This window comes from Pseudonocardia sp. CA-142604 (assembly GCF_050948475.1).
GTDB classification, from domain to species: domain Bacteria; phylum Actinomycetota; class Actinomycetes; order Mycobacteriales; family Pseudonocardiaceae; genus Pseudonocardia; species Pseudonocardia alaniniphila.
Window position 1 is genome coordinate 2,310,074 of sequence record NZ_CP192045.1, and the last position, 14,486, is coordinate 2,324,559.

Below are 14,486 nucleotides of genomic sequence, written 5' to 3' on the forward strand. Positions count from 1 at the left end.
TTTCGCACCGAGGAACGGCACCGGGGTGCCGACCGGCATGGTCGGCACCCCGGTTCCGGAGAGATCAGCTGCAGGCGCCGGCTGCGGGCAGCGGCGGGACCTCCGGGGTGACCTTCCCGACGGTCGAGTCCCAGGCGGCCTTGTAGCTGCCGTCGGCCTCCGCCTCCTTGAGCGTCTGGTCGATGAACTCGCAGAAGGCGACGTCGCCCTTCTTGATGCCGATCCCGTAGGGCTCCTCGGTGAACTTGTGGTTCACGAGCTTGAACGCCCCGTTCGACTGCTCGATGAGGCCGGTGAGAATGACGTTGTCGGTGGTGACCACGTCGACCTGACCAGTGCGCAGCGCGTCGGCGCACTTCGAGTACACGTCGAACAGCGTGAGGTTCGCCGGGTCGATGTACTTCTTGATGTTCTCCGACGGGGTCGAGCCCGACACGGAGCAGACCTTGGCGTTCGCGGCGCGCAGCGAGTCCGGACCGGTGATGGTGGTGTTGTCGCTCTTCACCATCAGGTCCTGGCCCGCGACGTAGTACGGGCCGGCGAAGCTGATCCGCTCCTTGCGCTTGTCGTTGATCGTGTAGGTGGCGACGACCATGTCGACGCGGTTCTGCTCGATCACCTCCTCGCGCACGGCGGACGGTGCCTCGGTGTAGGTGATCTTGTCGGCCGGGATGCCCAGCTTCGCCGCGATGATCTTGGAGATCTCGACGTCGAAGCCCGCGGGGTTGCCGTCGAGCCCCTTCAGGCCGAACAGCGGCTGGTCGAACTTGGTGCCGACCCGGATGGTCTGTGCCTTGTTGAGGGCCTCCATCGTGGAACCGGCCGGGAACGAGGCGCCCTGTGCGACCGACGGCGCGGCACCCGAGGAGCCCCCGAGTGAGGACGACTGGTCCCCACAGGCGGTGGCGGCGAGCACCACGGCCGCCGCGACTGCGGCGATCCGGGTGATGTGAGCGAGACGCATGGTGGTGCAGGTCCTTCCGTCGGTGCGAGTAACGAGGCCGTGCGGGCCGGGCGAGCGGCCTGTCAGTGCGTGAGGATCTTGCCGAGGAAGTCCTTGGCGCGGTCGGAGGAGGGGTTGGAGAAGAAGGAGTCGGGCGCCGCGTCCTCGACGATCTCGCCGTCGGACATGAACACGACCCGGTGGGCGGCCCGGCGGGCGAAGCCCATCTCGTGGGTGACGACCAGCATCGTCATGCCGTCTGCTGCGAGTGTGGTCATCACGTCGAGCACTTCCTGGACCATCTCCGGGTCCAGGGCGGATGTCGGCTCGTCGAAGAGCATCACCTTGGGCTTCATGGCGAGCGCGCGGGCGATGGCCGCGCGCTGCTGCTGGCCGCCCGACAGCTGGGCGGGGTACTTGTCCCGCTGGTTGGCGATGCCCACGCGTTCGAGCAGCGCGAGACCGTCCTTCTCGGCGGTGGCCTTCGACGCCTTGCGGACCTTGGTCGGCCCGAGGGTGACGTTCTCGAGGATCGTCTTGTGGGCGAACAGGTTGAAGCTCTGGAAGACCATGCCGACGTCGGCGCGCAGTGCGGCGAGGCCCTTGCCCTCCTCCGGCAAGCGCTTACCATCAACTTCGATGATGCCGCTGTCGATCGGTTCGAGCCGGTTGATCGTCCGGCAGAGCGTGGACTTGCCGGATCCTGACGGGCCCAGCACCACCACGACCTGGCCGCTGTCGACCTCGAGGTTGATGTCACGCAGGACGTGGAGCTCGCCGAAGTGCTTGTCGACGGACGCCATGCGGATCATGGCGGTGTTGGTCACTGTAGGCCTCCGGGCATGGCGGGACGCTAGGACGATGCGGACGACTCAGTCCAGCACCTTGAGCAACCCATAGGGTTTCGCTCCGATAACGCTCGGCGAGAAGGTGTGGGGGAATTGCACATCCTGCTGGTTGAAGACGACGATCGGGTGGCGGCTGCACTGCGGCCCGCATTGCACCGTAACGGGATGACGACCACGCGGCTCGCGCACGGCCGCGGGGTGGTCGACCATCTGGCCGGGGTCGACGTGGTGCTGTTGGACCTCGGTCTGCCCGACATCGACGGCGTAGATGTCTGCAGGGAGATCCGGGCGGTCAGCGAGGTGCCCGTGATCGTGGTGTCGGCTCGCGGCGAGGTCGACGACCGCATCCTCGGCCTGCACTCCGGGGCGGACGACTACCTCGTGAAGCCCTACGACATCGGCGAGCTCCTGGCACGGGTACATGCTGTCTACCGCCGGCGCCGGGTCGTCCCGGCCGCGGGATCCGCGGGCCCGGACGACGTGGTGGTGATCGACGACGTCAGTGTGGACCTGCACCGCCATTCGGTCACGGTCGCAGGTAGGCCGGTCAACCTCACGCGCAAGGAGTTCCAGGTACTCGCGCTGCTCGCGAGCTCGGGCGGCGCGGTGTGCCCGCGCAGCCGGATCGTGGCGGAGGTGTGGGGCCGCACCTGGGCAGGAGCCAACCGCACCCTCGACGTCCACGTGGCCACGCTGCGCACCAAGCTCGGCCGCGCCGACCTCGTGCAGACCGTGCGGGGCGTGGGCTACCGGCTGGGAGTGCCCGACAACGGCCCCTCCTTCAACGGCACGGAGTAGGGGTGCGCGCCCGGCTCCTGGTGATCGTGCTGTTCCTGGTCGGCATGCTGGCCGTGGGGCTGGGTGTGCCGCTGGCCCTGACGAACGCGCAGGCGAACCAGCTCGAGCTCTTCACCGACCGGCTGACCGACACGATCTTCTACGCCTCGCTCGCGGAGCGCCCGATCACCGAGGCGGACACGTCGGGCCTGGAGGCCGACCTACGCCGCTACGACGCCGTCTACGGGGTCGCGGTGATGGTGGTGGATCGGGGCGGCCGGGTGGTGGCCACCTCGCGGCAGCCGCCGCCCGTGCTCGACGACGCAGGCCGCAGGCGTGTCGAGCTCGCGCTGGCGAACCGGCGCTCGGAGTCGTACCCGCCGCTGCTGCCGTGGGACGACCGGCCGCTGGTGCTCGCCGAGCCGGTGCTGGTCGATGCCGAGGTCCGCGGGGCCGCTGTCACGGTCTCGCCGACCGACGCCCTGCGTGCCGAGGAGGTGCGGGTGTGGTCGGTGGTGGCGGCCGCCGGGCTGCTCGCGCTCGTGCTGGCCGTGCTGGTCGCGCTGCCGATCGTGCGGTGGATCCTGCGCCCGGTCCGCAGGCTCGACGAGGGCACCGGACGGGTCGCCGCCGCGGTGCTCGCCGGGGCGGACGCCGAGCCGGTGGCCGACGGGTCGGGACCACCGGAGCTGCGCAGGCTGTCGGTCTCCTTCGACCGCATGGCCGAGACGGTGACGCAGGCGTACTCGGCGCAGCGGGCCTTCGTCGCCGATGCGAGCCACCAGCTGCGCAACCCTCTCACTGCCCTGCGCCTGCGGCTGTCCAACCTGGAGGGGCGGGTCGACGCGGCCGCCGTGGAGGACCACATCGCCGCGCTGGAGGAGGCCGAGCGGCTCTCGACACTGCTCGACGGGCTGCTGGCGCTGGCGCGGGCCGAACGCACCGCGCCCGTGGTGGTCGTCGAGGTGGATCCTGCCGTGGCGGACCGGATCGAGGCCTGGCGTCCGCTGGCGGAGCACACCGGCCTGCGGCTCGTCCGCTGCGGAGAGCACGGGCTGAGTGCGGCCGCGCCGGTCGGGGCGATCGAGACCGTGCTCGATGCCGTGCTGGACAACGCGGTGAAGTTCTCGCCGCCGGGAGGCGCGATCACCGTGCGCACCGGGGTGACCTCCTCCCACGTCGAGATCGCGGTGCGGGACACCGGCCCAGGCCTCGGACCGGACGAGCTGGAACGGGCGACCGACCGGTTCTGGCGCAGCCCGGGCCAGAGCAACGTCGAGGGCTCCGGGCTGGGGCTGGCGATCGCCGCCCGCACCGTCGAGGTCGCCGGGGGTGGGCTTCAGCTGGAGCTCCCCGAGGGCGGCGGCCTGCAGGTGATCGCACGGCTGCGCCGGGTGCTCCCGGAGGAGCCCGGGGACCTCGCGGACGGCTGAGCTCAGATGGCCTTCGTCATGCGGAAGAACCGTTCCGCGCCAGGGTGCAACGGCACCGGCTGGGTGCCAATGGCGGCGCGGGGATCGATGGTGAGAGCCGCCGGGCTCGCCACGGCAAGGTCCGGCTGCGCCTCAAACAGCCCTCTCACCAGCGCGTTCGCCAGGTCGTCCGGCATCGCGGCCGCCACCAGCAGGAAGTTGCGCACGAGCAGTGTGGTGACGGGCGCGGGGATGCCGTAGGTCGCGGCCGGGACGGTGCCGGGCGCGTACGCGGGGAAGGCCTCGCGCACCGGCGTGACCACGTCCTCGAGGTCCAGCAGCCGGATCGGCAGGGCCTGTGAGAGCCGGCTGATCCCGTCGGTGGGCACCCCGCCCGACCAGAAGAACGCGTCGATCGCGCCGCTCTCCAGCGCGGCCACCGACTCGTTGATCCCGAGCTGCTCGGCCTGCAGGTCCGTGTCCGGGTTCAGCCCGGCCACGCTCAGCAGCCGCGTGGCGATCACGTACACGCCCGAGTCGCGGGCGCCGAGCGAGACCTTGGCTCCCCGCAGGCCGGCGAGCGTGGTGGCCGGCGAGGCGGCCCTGACCACGACGTGCACGACGTCGTCGTAGATCCGGGCGAGCGCGCGCGGGGCGCGCGGATCACCGGGTGCGGACCGTTCCAGCTGGTCGGCGGCCGTGTCCACCTGGCTGAAGATCACGTCGGCCGCCCCGGCGGCGAGGAGCCGCAGGTTGTCCACCGAACCGGCCGTCGAGAGCACAGCGGGCCGGGCCTCGAGCCCCAGCTTCTGCTGCCACGCGTCCGCGAGTGCGTTGCCGAGCGCGAAGTAGACGCCCTGGGTGCCGCCCGTGGCGAGGGCCAGCCGCGTACCGGCGTAGGGCGACGAGCAGGCGGGAAGCGTGCTCAGCAGGCCGAGAGCGCCGAGCCAGCGCAGCACGGAACGCCGGTCCACATCACGCCCCCCCGCCACGGGGGCATCCTGCCGTGCCCGGCCGATGCGGTCGACCGCCCGGCGGCGGCCTACCCTCAATCTGTGAGCCGTAGCTACGCCATCCGCACGTACGGGTGCCAGATGAACGTGCACGACTCCGAGCGGATGGCCGGGCTGCTCGAGGCAGCGGGGTACACGAAGTCCGACTCGGACGAGGCCGACGTCGTCGTGTTCAACACCTGCGCCGTCCGCGAGAACGCCGACAACCGGCTCTACGGCAACCTCGGCCACCTCCGTCCGGTGAAGGACGCCCGGCCCGGCATGCAGATCGCGGTCGGGGGCTGTCTCGCGCAGAAGGACCGCTCCGAGATCGTCCGGCGTGCTCCCTGGGTCGACGTCGTGTTCGGCACGCACAACGTGCACGCCCTGCCCGTCCTGCTGGAGCGGGCGCGGCACAACGCGATTGCACAGGTCGAGATCGCCGAGTCGCTCGAGGTCTTCCCCTCCACGCTGCCGAGCAGGCGGGAGTCCGCCTATGCCGGATGGGTGTCGATCTCGGTCGGCTGCAACAACACGTGCACGTTCTGCATCGTCCCGTCGCTGCGGGGCAAGGAGAAGGACCGCAGGCCCGGTGACGTGCTGGCCGAGGTCTCCGCGCTCGCGGCCGATGGCGTGCTCGAGGTGACCCTGCTCGGACAGAACGTCAACTCCTACGGAGCCGAGTTCGGCGACCGGGGCGCCTTCGCGAAGCTGTTGCGGGCCTGCGGCGACGTGGACGGCCTCGAGCGGGTGCGGTTCACCTCCCCGCACCCCCGCGACTTCACCTCCGACGTGATCGCCGCGATGGCCGAGACGCCCAACGTGTGCCCGCAGCTGCACATGCCCCTGCAGTCCGGCTCCGACGACGTGCTGCGACGGATGCGTCGCTCATACCGCTCGGCGCGCTACCTGTCGATCATCGACGAGGTGCGCGCCGCCATCCCGCACGCGGCGATCAGCACCGACATCATCGTCGGGTTCCCCGGCGAGACCGATGCCGACTTCGAGGCCACCCTCGACGTCGTTCGCGATGCCAAGTTCGCCAACGCCTTCACCTTCCAGTACTCGCCCCGGCCCGGCACACCCGCCGCCACGCTGCCCGACCAGCTGCCCAAGGCTGTCGTGCAGGAGCGGTACGAGCGGCTCGTCGCCCTCCAGGAGGAGATCTCCTGGGCGGCCAACCGGGCGTTCGAGGGCCAGATCGTCGAGGTGCTGGTGTCCAAGGGCGAAGGACGCAAGGACGGCGCGACCCGCCGGATGAGCGGCCGCGCCCGTGACGGGCGGCTGGTGCACTTCGCCCCCGGCGAGGCGGGCTCCGCCGCGATCCGGCCCGGCGACGTCGTCGAGGTCGCCATCGGGTACGGGGCACCGCACCACCTGGTGGCCGACGGTCCTGTGTTGTCCCACCGGCGCACGCGTGCCGGCGACGCGCACGAGGCGGGCACCCGGCCCGGCGGTGCCCCCACCACGCTCGGCCTGCCGGTCTTCGGCGCCCCGGAGCCGGTGGCGGCCGCACCCGGATGCGGCACCCGCACGTGAGCGACGCACGAACTGATCGGGCGCGGCCATCGAGCGGCGAGGGAGGAAGAGCGATGAACGAGCGGAAGGTCCCCGAGGAGCTGGCGGCCCTCGACCAGGAGCTGGACCGGGCGGGCAGGCGCATCGAGCGTCAGATCGACCCTGGCCCCACCGCGCTTGCCGTGTCGATCGCGATACTCGTGCTGATCGGGGCGCTGATGCTGCCGTGGACCGGGTCGATCCGCGGGTGGGAGGTGTTCGCAGGCCTCGAGCCCAGGCTCGGGGTGCTGCCGCGCCTGTTCACCTACACCTCGCTCGGCTTCGGCCTGGTCGTCTCTTCACTGGCGCTAGCCACCCGGTGGTGGGGACTGGCCTGGCTGGCCGCGGTGGGCTGCGGGATCTCCGTGGTCACCGGGGTGTGGGCGATCTGGTCCCGGCAGGTCGGGGCGCCGGTGGGCGCCACCGGGCCCGGTGTGGGGCTCGTGCTGGCGGTGCTCGCCATGGTGACGCTCACCGTGTGCTGGGTGCGGATCGCCGGACGTCTCTGACCCACCGGCCTGGGCCCGGTGGCCCGGGGAGCGCGAGGCCCCCCGGGCGGTCCGTCAGCGCTGCCGCACCGCCTGCTCCGCGGTGGTGAGCCACTCGCGCCACTGCTCGGCCTGGCTCCGCGCCTGCTCGGCGCGCCGTGAGTCGCCGGCGGCCTGGGCCTTCTCCGCCTGCGCCTCGAACTGAGCCACCCGCTCGCGGAACTGCGCCACCCGCGCCTCGGCCTCGGGATCGGTGCGTCGCCACTGCCGCTCGGCGGCATCGCGCACCCTCTCCTCGACGGCCCGCAGACCTGCCTCGAGCGGCCGGATGTCGTCGCGCGGAACCTTGCCGATCTCCTCCCAGCGCTCCTGGATGCGGCGCAGTGCGGCGCGGGCTCCGCCCGGATCCGACACGTCGATCTTCTCGGCCTCGGCGAGCAGGGCCCGCTTCGCCTCCGCGTTGGCGGAGAACTCGGCATCCCGCTCGGCGAAGGTGCCGGACCGGCGCGCGAAGAACGCGTCCTGCGCGGTGCGGAACCGCTGCCACAGCGCGTCGTCGGCGTCCTTCTGGGCGCGACCTGCGGCCTTCCACTCGGCCATGAGGTCGCGGAAGCGGGCCGCGGTGGGCCCCCAGTCGTCGGAGTCGCTGAGCTTCTCCGCCTCGACGACCAGCTCCTCCTTGCGGGCCTTCGCCGACGCGCGCTGGCGGTCGAGGTCGGCGAAGTGCGAGCCGCGGCGACGGTTGAACGACTCGCGGGCCTTCGAGAACCGCTTCCACAGCTGCTCGTCGGTCTTGCGGTCGATGCCCCGGATCGAGCGCCACTCGTCGAGGATCGCCTTGAACCGGTCGCCGGCCTGCTTCCACTGCGTGGCCTCGGCGGCGAGCGTCTCGGCCTCCGCGGCGAGCTCCTCCTTGCGGGCCACGGCGGCGGCACGCTGGGCGTCACGGGCCGACCTCGCCGCGGTCACGGCCTCCTCGGCCTGTGCCATCAGCTCGTCGAGCCGGTCGCGCAGCCCCACCAGGTCGCCGACCACGGTGGCCTCGTCCAGCCCGTCGCGCAGCGTCTTGGCGCTGCTCAGCGCGTGCTTCGGATCGCCACCGCCGGCGGCGAGGCGGGCCGCGAGCAGCTCCGTCTCGGTGAGGAGGTCGTCGAACCGGCGGGCGAAGTGGGCGAGCCCCTCCTCGGGCGCCCCGGCCTGCCAGGACCCGACGACCCGTTCCCCGTCGGGCGTGCGGACGTAGATGGTGCCCTCCGCGTCCACCCGGCCCCAGCGGCCCGGATCGACGCTCGCGCTGGCGACGGGGGAGGGCTGGGCGACCGGCACCGGCGCGTCCGTGGCCGTGCTGCTCGCAGCCGCCGGTGCGACGACCGGTGGCGGGTGCGGCGCGTTGGCGACGTCGGTGGGGCTCGGGTGCGGTGCGTTGGCGACGTCGGCCGGGCTCGGGTGCGGCGCGCTCGGGACGTCGGCCGGGCTCGGGTGCGCTGTGCCGGCGACCGCGGCCGGGCTGGGCCGCGGCGGGGCAGGCGTCGCGGGCGGGCCCGGACGGGGTGGCGCGGGCCGGGGCGGCTCCGGAGCCGCCGGAGCGGCTGGCGCCGGAGTTGCCGTCGGCTCGGACGCAGGCGTGGCGTCCTGTGCGGCTGCCGGTGTGTCCGTCTGCTCGGCCGCCTGCACGGTCGCTGCTGCGGCTGTTGCCTCGGCGCCGGCTTCGGCCGGGGCGGTAGTCGCCTCGGTTGCCGGGGTGGCCGTCGGTTCGGGCGCAGGCGTGGGGACCAGCTCGGTAACGGGAGCAGGTTCGGCCGGGGGCGTGGCTGCCGCCTCGGCGCTGGCTCCGGGTTCGGCCCCGGCGCCTGAGCCGCGACCGTGCCCGAACTCCAGCGGCGATGGCCGTGCTGCCGGGGCTTGGGCTGCCGGGGCTTGGGCTGCCGGAGGTTGGGCGGCTGGGGTCTGAGTGGCCGGGGTCTGGGCGGCGTCAGCGCCGGTTGGATCAGCGTCCGCATCACCTGCCGGAACCGACTGCTCCTGGGCCGTCGGCTGCACCGCTGCCGCCTGCTCGACCTCGGCGGCGGGCCCGGTGGCCTCGCCCTCTGTGGCCGTGTGTGGCGTTTCCGTCCCCTGCTGCTCCGACACCGTCGTCCTCCTTGCTCCGGCCCGCCGCGGACGGCGGGCGCCCCGCCCGTGGGCGGAGCCGTGCACAGCGACCGTTCCCGGTCCTCGTGACCGCTGGTCGTCCCGCGATTGAAACAGTTCGGCGGGCCGACCGGAACAACCCGCGCGGGCGCTGCGCAGCCAGCGGCCTGTACCGATCGGCGAGTCGCGCCCGAACGCGCTGGTCGAGTACTGCAGCCTAGGCTTCTATGGTGCTGTCGTTGGTTGCCGTAGTGCCCGAACCGCCCCTGCTCGTTCCCGAGCTGGCGACGGGCGCGGCAGCCGAGACCGCGGAGCTACGGGCGGCGTGCGTCGGCGCGGCCGTGTCTCTGGGGGCGGCCTCGCCGCGGTGGATCGTGGTGGGCGCCGATGCGTGTGGCAGGCGCACCATCAAGCCGCCCGCCCGCGGCAGCTTCGCCGGCTTCGGAGTCGACGTCACGGTGCAGCTCGATCCCGCCTCGGCCGCTGCGCCGATCGACCCCGAGCTCCCGCTGCCGCTGCTGATCGCCGGATGGATGGCGGCGGCCGCGGGCGTCCCGGCCAGCATCCGGGGTGAGCTCGTCGCTCCCGGCGAAACCCCGGCCTCGTGTGCGGCGCTCGGTGCCGCGCTCGCCGCCGAGGCCGCGGCCGACCCGGAGCCGGTCGGCCTGCTCGTCGTCGGGGACGGCGCCGCGACCCACAACGAGAGGCTCCCCGGCCTGCTCGACGAGCGCGCGGGTCCGTTCGACGCGGCCGTCGCGGCGGCCCTGCGGGACGCCGACACCGACGTGCTGGCGCACCTCGACGCCGGACTCGCCACCGCGCTGCTCGCAGCTGGTCGCGCACCGTGGCAGGTACTCGCCGCCGCGACCGCCGGCGGCCGGTGGCGCGGGGAGCTGCTGCACTCGTCGATCCCGTACGGCGTGGCCTACCACGTGGCGGTCTGGGCGCCGTTGCGGTGAGCGCGCCACCACTGGTCGCCGTCGTCGGGCCGACGGCGACGGGCAAGTCGGACCTGGGCCTCGCGCTGGCGGCGGAGCTGGGCGGTGAGGTCGTCAACGCCGACGCCATGCAGCTCTACCGCGGCCTCGACATCGGCACGGCGAAGCTCTCGCCCGCCGAACGCGCCGGAATCCCGCACCACCTGATCGACGTCCTCGACGTCACGCAGGTCGCGTCCGTCGCGGCCTACCAACGCGCGGCGCGGGAGGTGGTGGAGCAGCTTCGCGCGGCCGGCCGCACCGCGGTGCTCGTCGGCGGCTCCGGCCTGTACGTGCAGGCCGTCGTCGACGAGCTGGAGTTCCCCGGCACCGATCCGGAGCTGCGCGCGACGCTGCAGGCCGAGCTGGACGAGCGTGGGCCCGAGGCCATGCACGCCCGGCTCTCCGAGGTCGACCCGGAGGCGGCCGCGGTCGTGCTGCCCACGAACGGCAGGCGGATCGTGCGGGCCCTGGAGGTGATCGCCCTGACCGGCCGCCCGTTCCCGGCGCGGCTGCCCGCAGGCGGTGCGCCCCGCTACGGCGCGGTGCTGCTCGGGGTGGAACGCGACACCGCGGACCTCGACGCCCGCGTCGCCCGCAGGGTGGTGCGGATGTTCGCCGCCGGGCTCGTCGACGAGACCCGCGGGCTGCTCGACCAGGGCTTGCGTGACGGGCTCACCGCGTCACGTGCGCTGGGCTACCAGCAGGTCATCGCCGCTCTCGACGGCGCAGGAGACCACTCCTGCGCCGCGGCGGAGACGGTTCGCGCCACGCGCCGGTTCGTGCGCCGCCAGCGCTCCTGGTTCCGTCGCGATTCCCGCATCCACTGGCTCGACGCCGCCGCCCCCGGCCTGCTCGGCCGCGCCATGGCCGTGCTCACGGCCCAAGTAGGCTCGTGACGTGCAGTTCAGCAAGGGCCACGGCACCGAGAACGACTTCATCGTGCTGCCCGACCCCGACGCCACCCTGGACCTCACGCCCGCCAGGGTCGCCGCGCTCTGCGATCGCCGCCGCGGCCTCGGCGCCGACGGCGTGCTGCGCGTGGTGCGCTGGGCGGCGCTGACGGACGCACCCGCGCCGGTGCCGGGCGTCGAGTGGTTCATGGACTACCGCAACGCCGACGGCACGGTTGTCGAGATGTGCGGCAACGGCGTGCGCGTCTTCGCCCGCTACCTCGCCCACGCCGGCTGGCTGAGCGGCAGCGAGACGCCGGTGGGCACCCGCAGCGGCGTGCGCGTCGTCCGGATGGATCCCACCAGCCCCGACGGTGAGATCTCGGTGGACATGGGGCCCGCGATCGTCGGGGAGTCCAGTACCGCGAGCGTCGACGGCGCGTTCTTCCCCGGCGTGGCCGTTGACGTCGGCAACCCCCACCTGGCGTGCGTCACCGGCCACGACATCGCCGCGCTCGACCTCACCGCCGCCCCCGGCTACGACCGGGCGCTGTTCCCGCACGGGGTCAACGTCGAATTCGTCTCCCCGTTCGTCGCGGCCGGCGGGGGTCCCGACGGAGAGGTGACGATGCGCGTGCACGAGCGGGGTGTGGGGGAGACGCGCTCCTGCGGCACCGGCACGGTCGCCGCAGTCGTGGCCGCGCTGCGCGACACCGGCCGCCACACCGGCACGGTGGCCGTGCACACCCTCGGTGGCCGCCTCCGGGTCACCGTCGAGGCCGCCACCACCGTGCTGCACGGACCTGCCGTTCTCGTGGCCCACGGAGAGCTGACCAGGTCCTGGTGGGAGGCCGCCGGCCAGGAACCCGCTCGGGTGAGCAGCTGACCGCATCCGACACGCGATGTTCCGCGTAGAAACAAACCAGACAGCCGGGGCGTTGGCATGGGAGCATGAATCCCACGATGACTAAACCCGTCCTGTCCGCCACCACTGGTGAGCCGCGCCGTTACGGCGCCGACGCTCGTTCCGCCGACGCCACCCGAGGCGACCTCGATCTCGAGGAGCGCACATCTCTGCGCCGCGTGGCGGGGCTGTCCACCGAGCTCACCGACATCACCGAGGTCGAGTACCGGCAGCTGCGCCTCGAGCGCGTCGTGCTCGTCGGGGTCTGGACCGAAGGCAGCGCCGAGCAGGCCCAGGCCTCGCTCATCGAGCTGGCGCGCCTGGCCGAGACCGCGGGCTCCCAGGTGCTCGACGGCCTGATCCAGCGCCGCTCCAAGCCCGATCCGGCCACCTTCATCGGCACCGGGAAGGTCGACGAGCTACGCGACTCCGTGGTCTCCGCGAGCGCCGACACCGTGATCTGCGACGGCGAGCTCTCGCCCGGCCAGCTGCGTCAGCTGGAGGAGAAGCTCAAGGTCAAGGTGATCGACCGCACCGGCCTGATCCTCGACATCTTCGCCCAGCACGCCCGTTCCAAGGACGGCAAGGCGCAGGTGGAGCTCGCGCAGCTGTCCTACCTGCTGCCGCGCCTGCGTGGTTGGGGTGGGTCGCTGTCGCGCCAGGTCGGTGGCCGTGCCGCGGGCGGCGTCGGTATCGGTGGCCGTGGCCCTGGTGAGACCAAGATCGAGCTCGACCGTCGCCGCATCCGCCATCGCATGACGAAACTCCGGCGCGAGATCGCCGGGATGCGGCAGGTGCGGGCCACCCAGCGCGGCTCCCGAAACCGCAACGAGGTCCCGTCGGTGGCGATCGTCGGCTACACCAACGCCGGCAAGTCGAGCCTGCTCAACGCGCTCACGGGCGCCGGTGTGCTCGTCGAGGACGCGCTGTTCGCCACCCTCGACCCCACCACGCGCCGCACCTCCACCGCCGACGGACGCACTTACACGTTGACCGACACGGTCGGGTTCGTGCGGCACCTGCCGCACCAGCTCGTCGAGGCGTTCCGGTCCACGCTGGAGGAGACGGCCGACGCCGACCTGCTGGTGCACGTGGTCGACGCGTCCGACCCGCTCCCGGAGGACCAGATCAAGGCGGTTCGCCAGGTGCTCGTCGAGATCGGCGAGGAGCACGCGGGCACGATGCCCAAGGAGCTGCTCGTCGTCAACAAGACGGACGCAGCAGGCGACCTGCAGCTCGCGCGGCTGCGCCACCTGCTCCCGGACGCCGTGTTCGTCTCGGCCCGTCGTGGCGACGGAGTGGAGAAGCTGCGCGAGCGGCTCGCCGAGCTGTTGCCGCGGCCCGAGGTCGACGTGGAGCTCCTGGTGCCCTACGTACAGGGTTCGCTGGTGGCCCGGATCCACTCGGAGGGCGAGGTGCTGGCTGAGGATCACACCCCGCACGGCACCCGGCTGCGCGCCAGGGTCGGTGCCGAGCTGGCCACCGCCGTGCTGCCCTTCGCTCTCGCCGGTGTCCCCCTCGAGGACGGCGCCGCACACTGATCCGACTGCTCATGGCAGGGGTCCTGACGGTGTCCCTGGCCGGTCCACCAGCCGCTCCGCAGGTGAAGTGTGCCGTGGAGGATCCGCGGCTCGCCGAGCTGTCGGGCTTGGCCGTCGCGAGCAACGCGCTGTGGGCGATGAGCGACGGGGGCACCCGGGTCGAGTTGCACCAGATCGACCCGGACACGTGTGCCGTGGTCGACTCGCGGAGCGCGGGGGTGAACCCGTTCGACCCCGAGGATCTGGCCGTCGGCCCGGACGAGTCCCTGTGGGTGGCCGACATCGGCGACAACGAGCTGAGCCGCGACACCGTCGCCGTGGTGGTGCTGCCGCCGCAGGGGGAGAGCCGGCTGCACCGGCTCACCTACCCCGACGGCCCGCACGATGCGGAGGCCCTGCTGATCGACGCGCGTGGCCGCCCTGTCGTGATCACCAAGGAGGTGGGGCGCCCGGCCGGCGTGTACCGCACTGCCCAGGTGCCCGAGGGAGCCGGACCCACCCCGCTGATACGCGTCGGCGAGGTGACGCTGCCGTCGTCCGACACGCAGGGCGGACCGGTCGGAGAGATCGGATCGCGCGTGGTGACCGGGGCCGCGGTGAGTGTGGACGGCTCGGTGGTGGCCCTGCGCACCTACACCGACGCCTGGCTCTACCCCGTGTCCCGAGGCGACTTCGTCGGCGCGCTCAGCGGCACGCCCGTGCGCGTGCCGCTGCCCGACGAGCCGCAAGGTGAGGCGCTGGCGTTCGACCGCGACGGCACGCTGCTGTCCGGGTCGGAGAGCCGCGGAACCACCGGTGAGCTTCGCGCCGTGCCGGGAGCGGTGGCACTCGCTGCCGGCCGGCCTGGGGCCAACGGTCCCTCGGCGCCCGTCCGCGCGCCGGAGGCGGCGGACGAGCCCACCCCGCCGTGGCTGCCTGCCGCCCTAGGCGGAGGCGCCGTCGCGGGGGTTCTTCTGATGCTGGCGGGGGCGATCGCCCTGCGCCGTCGCTGAGCCGGGACCTGTAGCTCCCGGCCGCTGCCTCA

13 protein-coding genes are annotated in these 14,486 nt (G+C 72.9%); 9 read left to right on the plus strand and 4 right to left on the minus strand.

Going from position 1 to position 14,486, the window contains the following annotated elements; all coding sequences use genetic code 11:
- Positions 1-64 precede the first annotated feature (64 nt).
- A complete protein-coding gene (locus ACQPZQ_RS10505; protein ID WP_433294514.1) occupies positions 65-964 on the minus strand; it encodes a glutamate ABC transporter substrate-binding protein in 900 nt (299 codons plus the stop codon).
- Between the two features lie 62 nt (positions 965-1,026).
- Positions 1,027-1,755, minus strand: coding sequence for an amino acid ABC transporter ATP-binding protein (locus ACQPZQ_RS10510; protein WP_433299112.1), 729 nt, complete (start codon positions 1,753-1,755; stop codon positions 1,027-1,029).
- Positions 1,756-1,884: 129 nt separating this feature from the next.
- On the opposite strand from ACQPZQ_RS10510, the gene ACQPZQ_RS10515 reads away from it, so the two are divergent.
- Together ACQPZQ_RS10515 and ACQPZQ_RS10520 are read left to right on the plus strand one after the other, a co-directional pair.
- The gene (locus ACQPZQ_RS10515; protein WP_241042214.1) at positions 1,885-2,589 is read left to right on the plus strand and encodes a response regulator transcription factor; all 705 of its coding nucleotides are present in this window, start codon (positions 1,885-1,887) and stop codon (positions 2,587-2,589) included.
- 2 nt (positions 2,590-2,591) lie between these two features.
- Complete coding sequence (locus ACQPZQ_RS10520; protein WP_433294516.1) at positions 2,592-4,001, plus strand: sensor histidine kinase; 1,410 nt, start codon at positions 2,592-2,594, stop codon at positions 3,999-4,001.
- A 2-nt stretch (positions 4,002-4,003) separates the two neighbouring features.
- Here the strand turns inward: ACQPZQ_RS10520 and ACQPZQ_RS10525 are convergent, their stop codons facing one another.
- Positions 4,004-4,972, minus strand: coding sequence for a TAXI family TRAP transporter solute-binding subunit (locus ACQPZQ_RS10525; protein WP_433294518.1), 969 nt, complete (start codon positions 4,970-4,972; stop codon positions 4,004-4,006).
- 63 nt (positions 4,973-5,035) lie between these two features.
- On the opposite strand from ACQPZQ_RS10525, the gene miaB reads away from it, so the two are divergent.
- Positions 5,036-6,511: a tRNA (N6-isopentenyl adenosine(37)-C2)-methylthiotransferase MiaB gene (gene miaB, locus ACQPZQ_RS10530; RefSeq protein WP_433294520.1), complete on the plus strand. Its 1,476-nt coding sequence runs from the start codon at positions 5,036-5,038 to the stop codon at positions 6,509-6,511.
- Positions 6,512-6,564: 53 nt separating this feature from the next.
- Positions 6,565-7,038, plus strand: coding sequence for an Rv2732c family membrane protein (locus ACQPZQ_RS10535; RefSeq protein ID WP_433294522.1), 474 nt, complete (start codon positions 6,565-6,567; stop codon positions 7,036-7,038).
- A gap of 54 nt (positions 7,039-7,092) precedes the next feature.
- Here the strand turns inward: ACQPZQ_RS10535 and ACQPZQ_RS10540 are convergent, their stop codons facing one another.
- Entirely contained in the window at positions 7,093-8,343 is a 1,251-nt protein-coding gene (locus tag ACQPZQ_RS10540; protein WP_433299114.1) for a DUF349 domain-containing protein, read from the minus strand.
- 1,031 nt (positions 8,344-9,374) lie between these two features.
- On the opposite strand from ACQPZQ_RS10540, the gene ACQPZQ_RS10545 reads away from it, so the two are divergent.
- From ACQPZQ_RS10545 to ACQPZQ_RS10565, 5 genes are all read left to right on the plus strand, one after another.
- Positions 9,375-10,106: a hypothetical protein gene (locus ACQPZQ_RS10545; protein ID WP_433294524.1), complete on the plus strand. Its 732-nt coding sequence runs from the start codon at positions 9,375-9,377 to the stop codon at positions 10,104-10,106.
- Entirely contained in the window at positions 10,103-11,023 is a 921-nt protein-coding gene (gene miaA / locus ACQPZQ_RS10550) for a tRNA (adenosine(37)-N6)-dimethylallyltransferase MiaA (RefSeq protein ID WP_433294526.1), read from the plus strand. The genes ACQPZQ_RS10545 and miaA overlap by 4 nt, the downstream gene beginning before the upstream one ends.
- Before the next feature lies 1 nt (position 11,024).
- Positions 11,025-11,903 carry a diaminopimelate epimerase gene (dapF, locus tag ACQPZQ_RS10555; RefSeq protein WP_433294528.1) on the plus strand — a complete coding sequence of 293 codons (879 nt, stop codon included), beginning with the start codon at positions 11,025-11,027 and terminating at the stop codon, positions 11,901-11,903.
- Positions 11,904-11,968: 65 nt separating this feature from the next.
- Positions 11,969-13,462 (plus strand): GTPase HflX, encoded by a 1,494-nt coding sequence (gene hflX, locus ACQPZQ_RS10560; RefSeq protein WP_433294531.1) that lies wholly within the window; start codon positions 11,969-11,971, stop codon positions 13,460-13,462.
- Positions 13,463-13,536: 74 nt separating this feature from the next.
- Entirely contained in the window at positions 13,537-14,454 is a 918-nt protein-coding gene (locus tag ACQPZQ_RS10565) for a hypothetical protein (protein WP_433294533.1), read from the plus strand.
- The last annotated feature ends 32 nt before the right edge of the window (positions 14,455-14,486 follow it).

What these genes read in the sequence shown, in the direction of transcription:
- ACQPZQ_RS10505 (WP_433294514.1), bottom strand. Translation starts at nt 964, where the DNA reads ATGCGTCTCGCTCACATCACCCGGATCGCCGCAGTCGCGGCGGCCGTG.
- ACQPZQ_RS10510 (WP_433299112.1), bottom strand. Translation starts at nt 1,755, where the DNA reads ATGATCCGCATGGCGTCCGTCGACAAGCACTTCGGCGAGCTCCACGTC.
- ACQPZQ_RS10535 (WP_433294522.1), top strand. Translation starts at nt 6,565, where the DNA reads ATGAACGAGCGGAAGGTCCCCGAGGAGCTGGCGGCCCTCGACCAGGAG.
- ACQPZQ_RS10545 (WP_433294524.1), top strand. Translation starts at nt 9,375, where the DNA reads ATGGTGCTGTCGTTGGTTGCCGTAGTGCCCGAACCGCCCCTGCTCGTT.
- hflX (WP_433294531.1), top strand. Translation starts at nt 11,969, where the DNA reads ATGAATCCCACGATGACTAAACCCGTCCTGTCCGCCACCACTGGTGAG.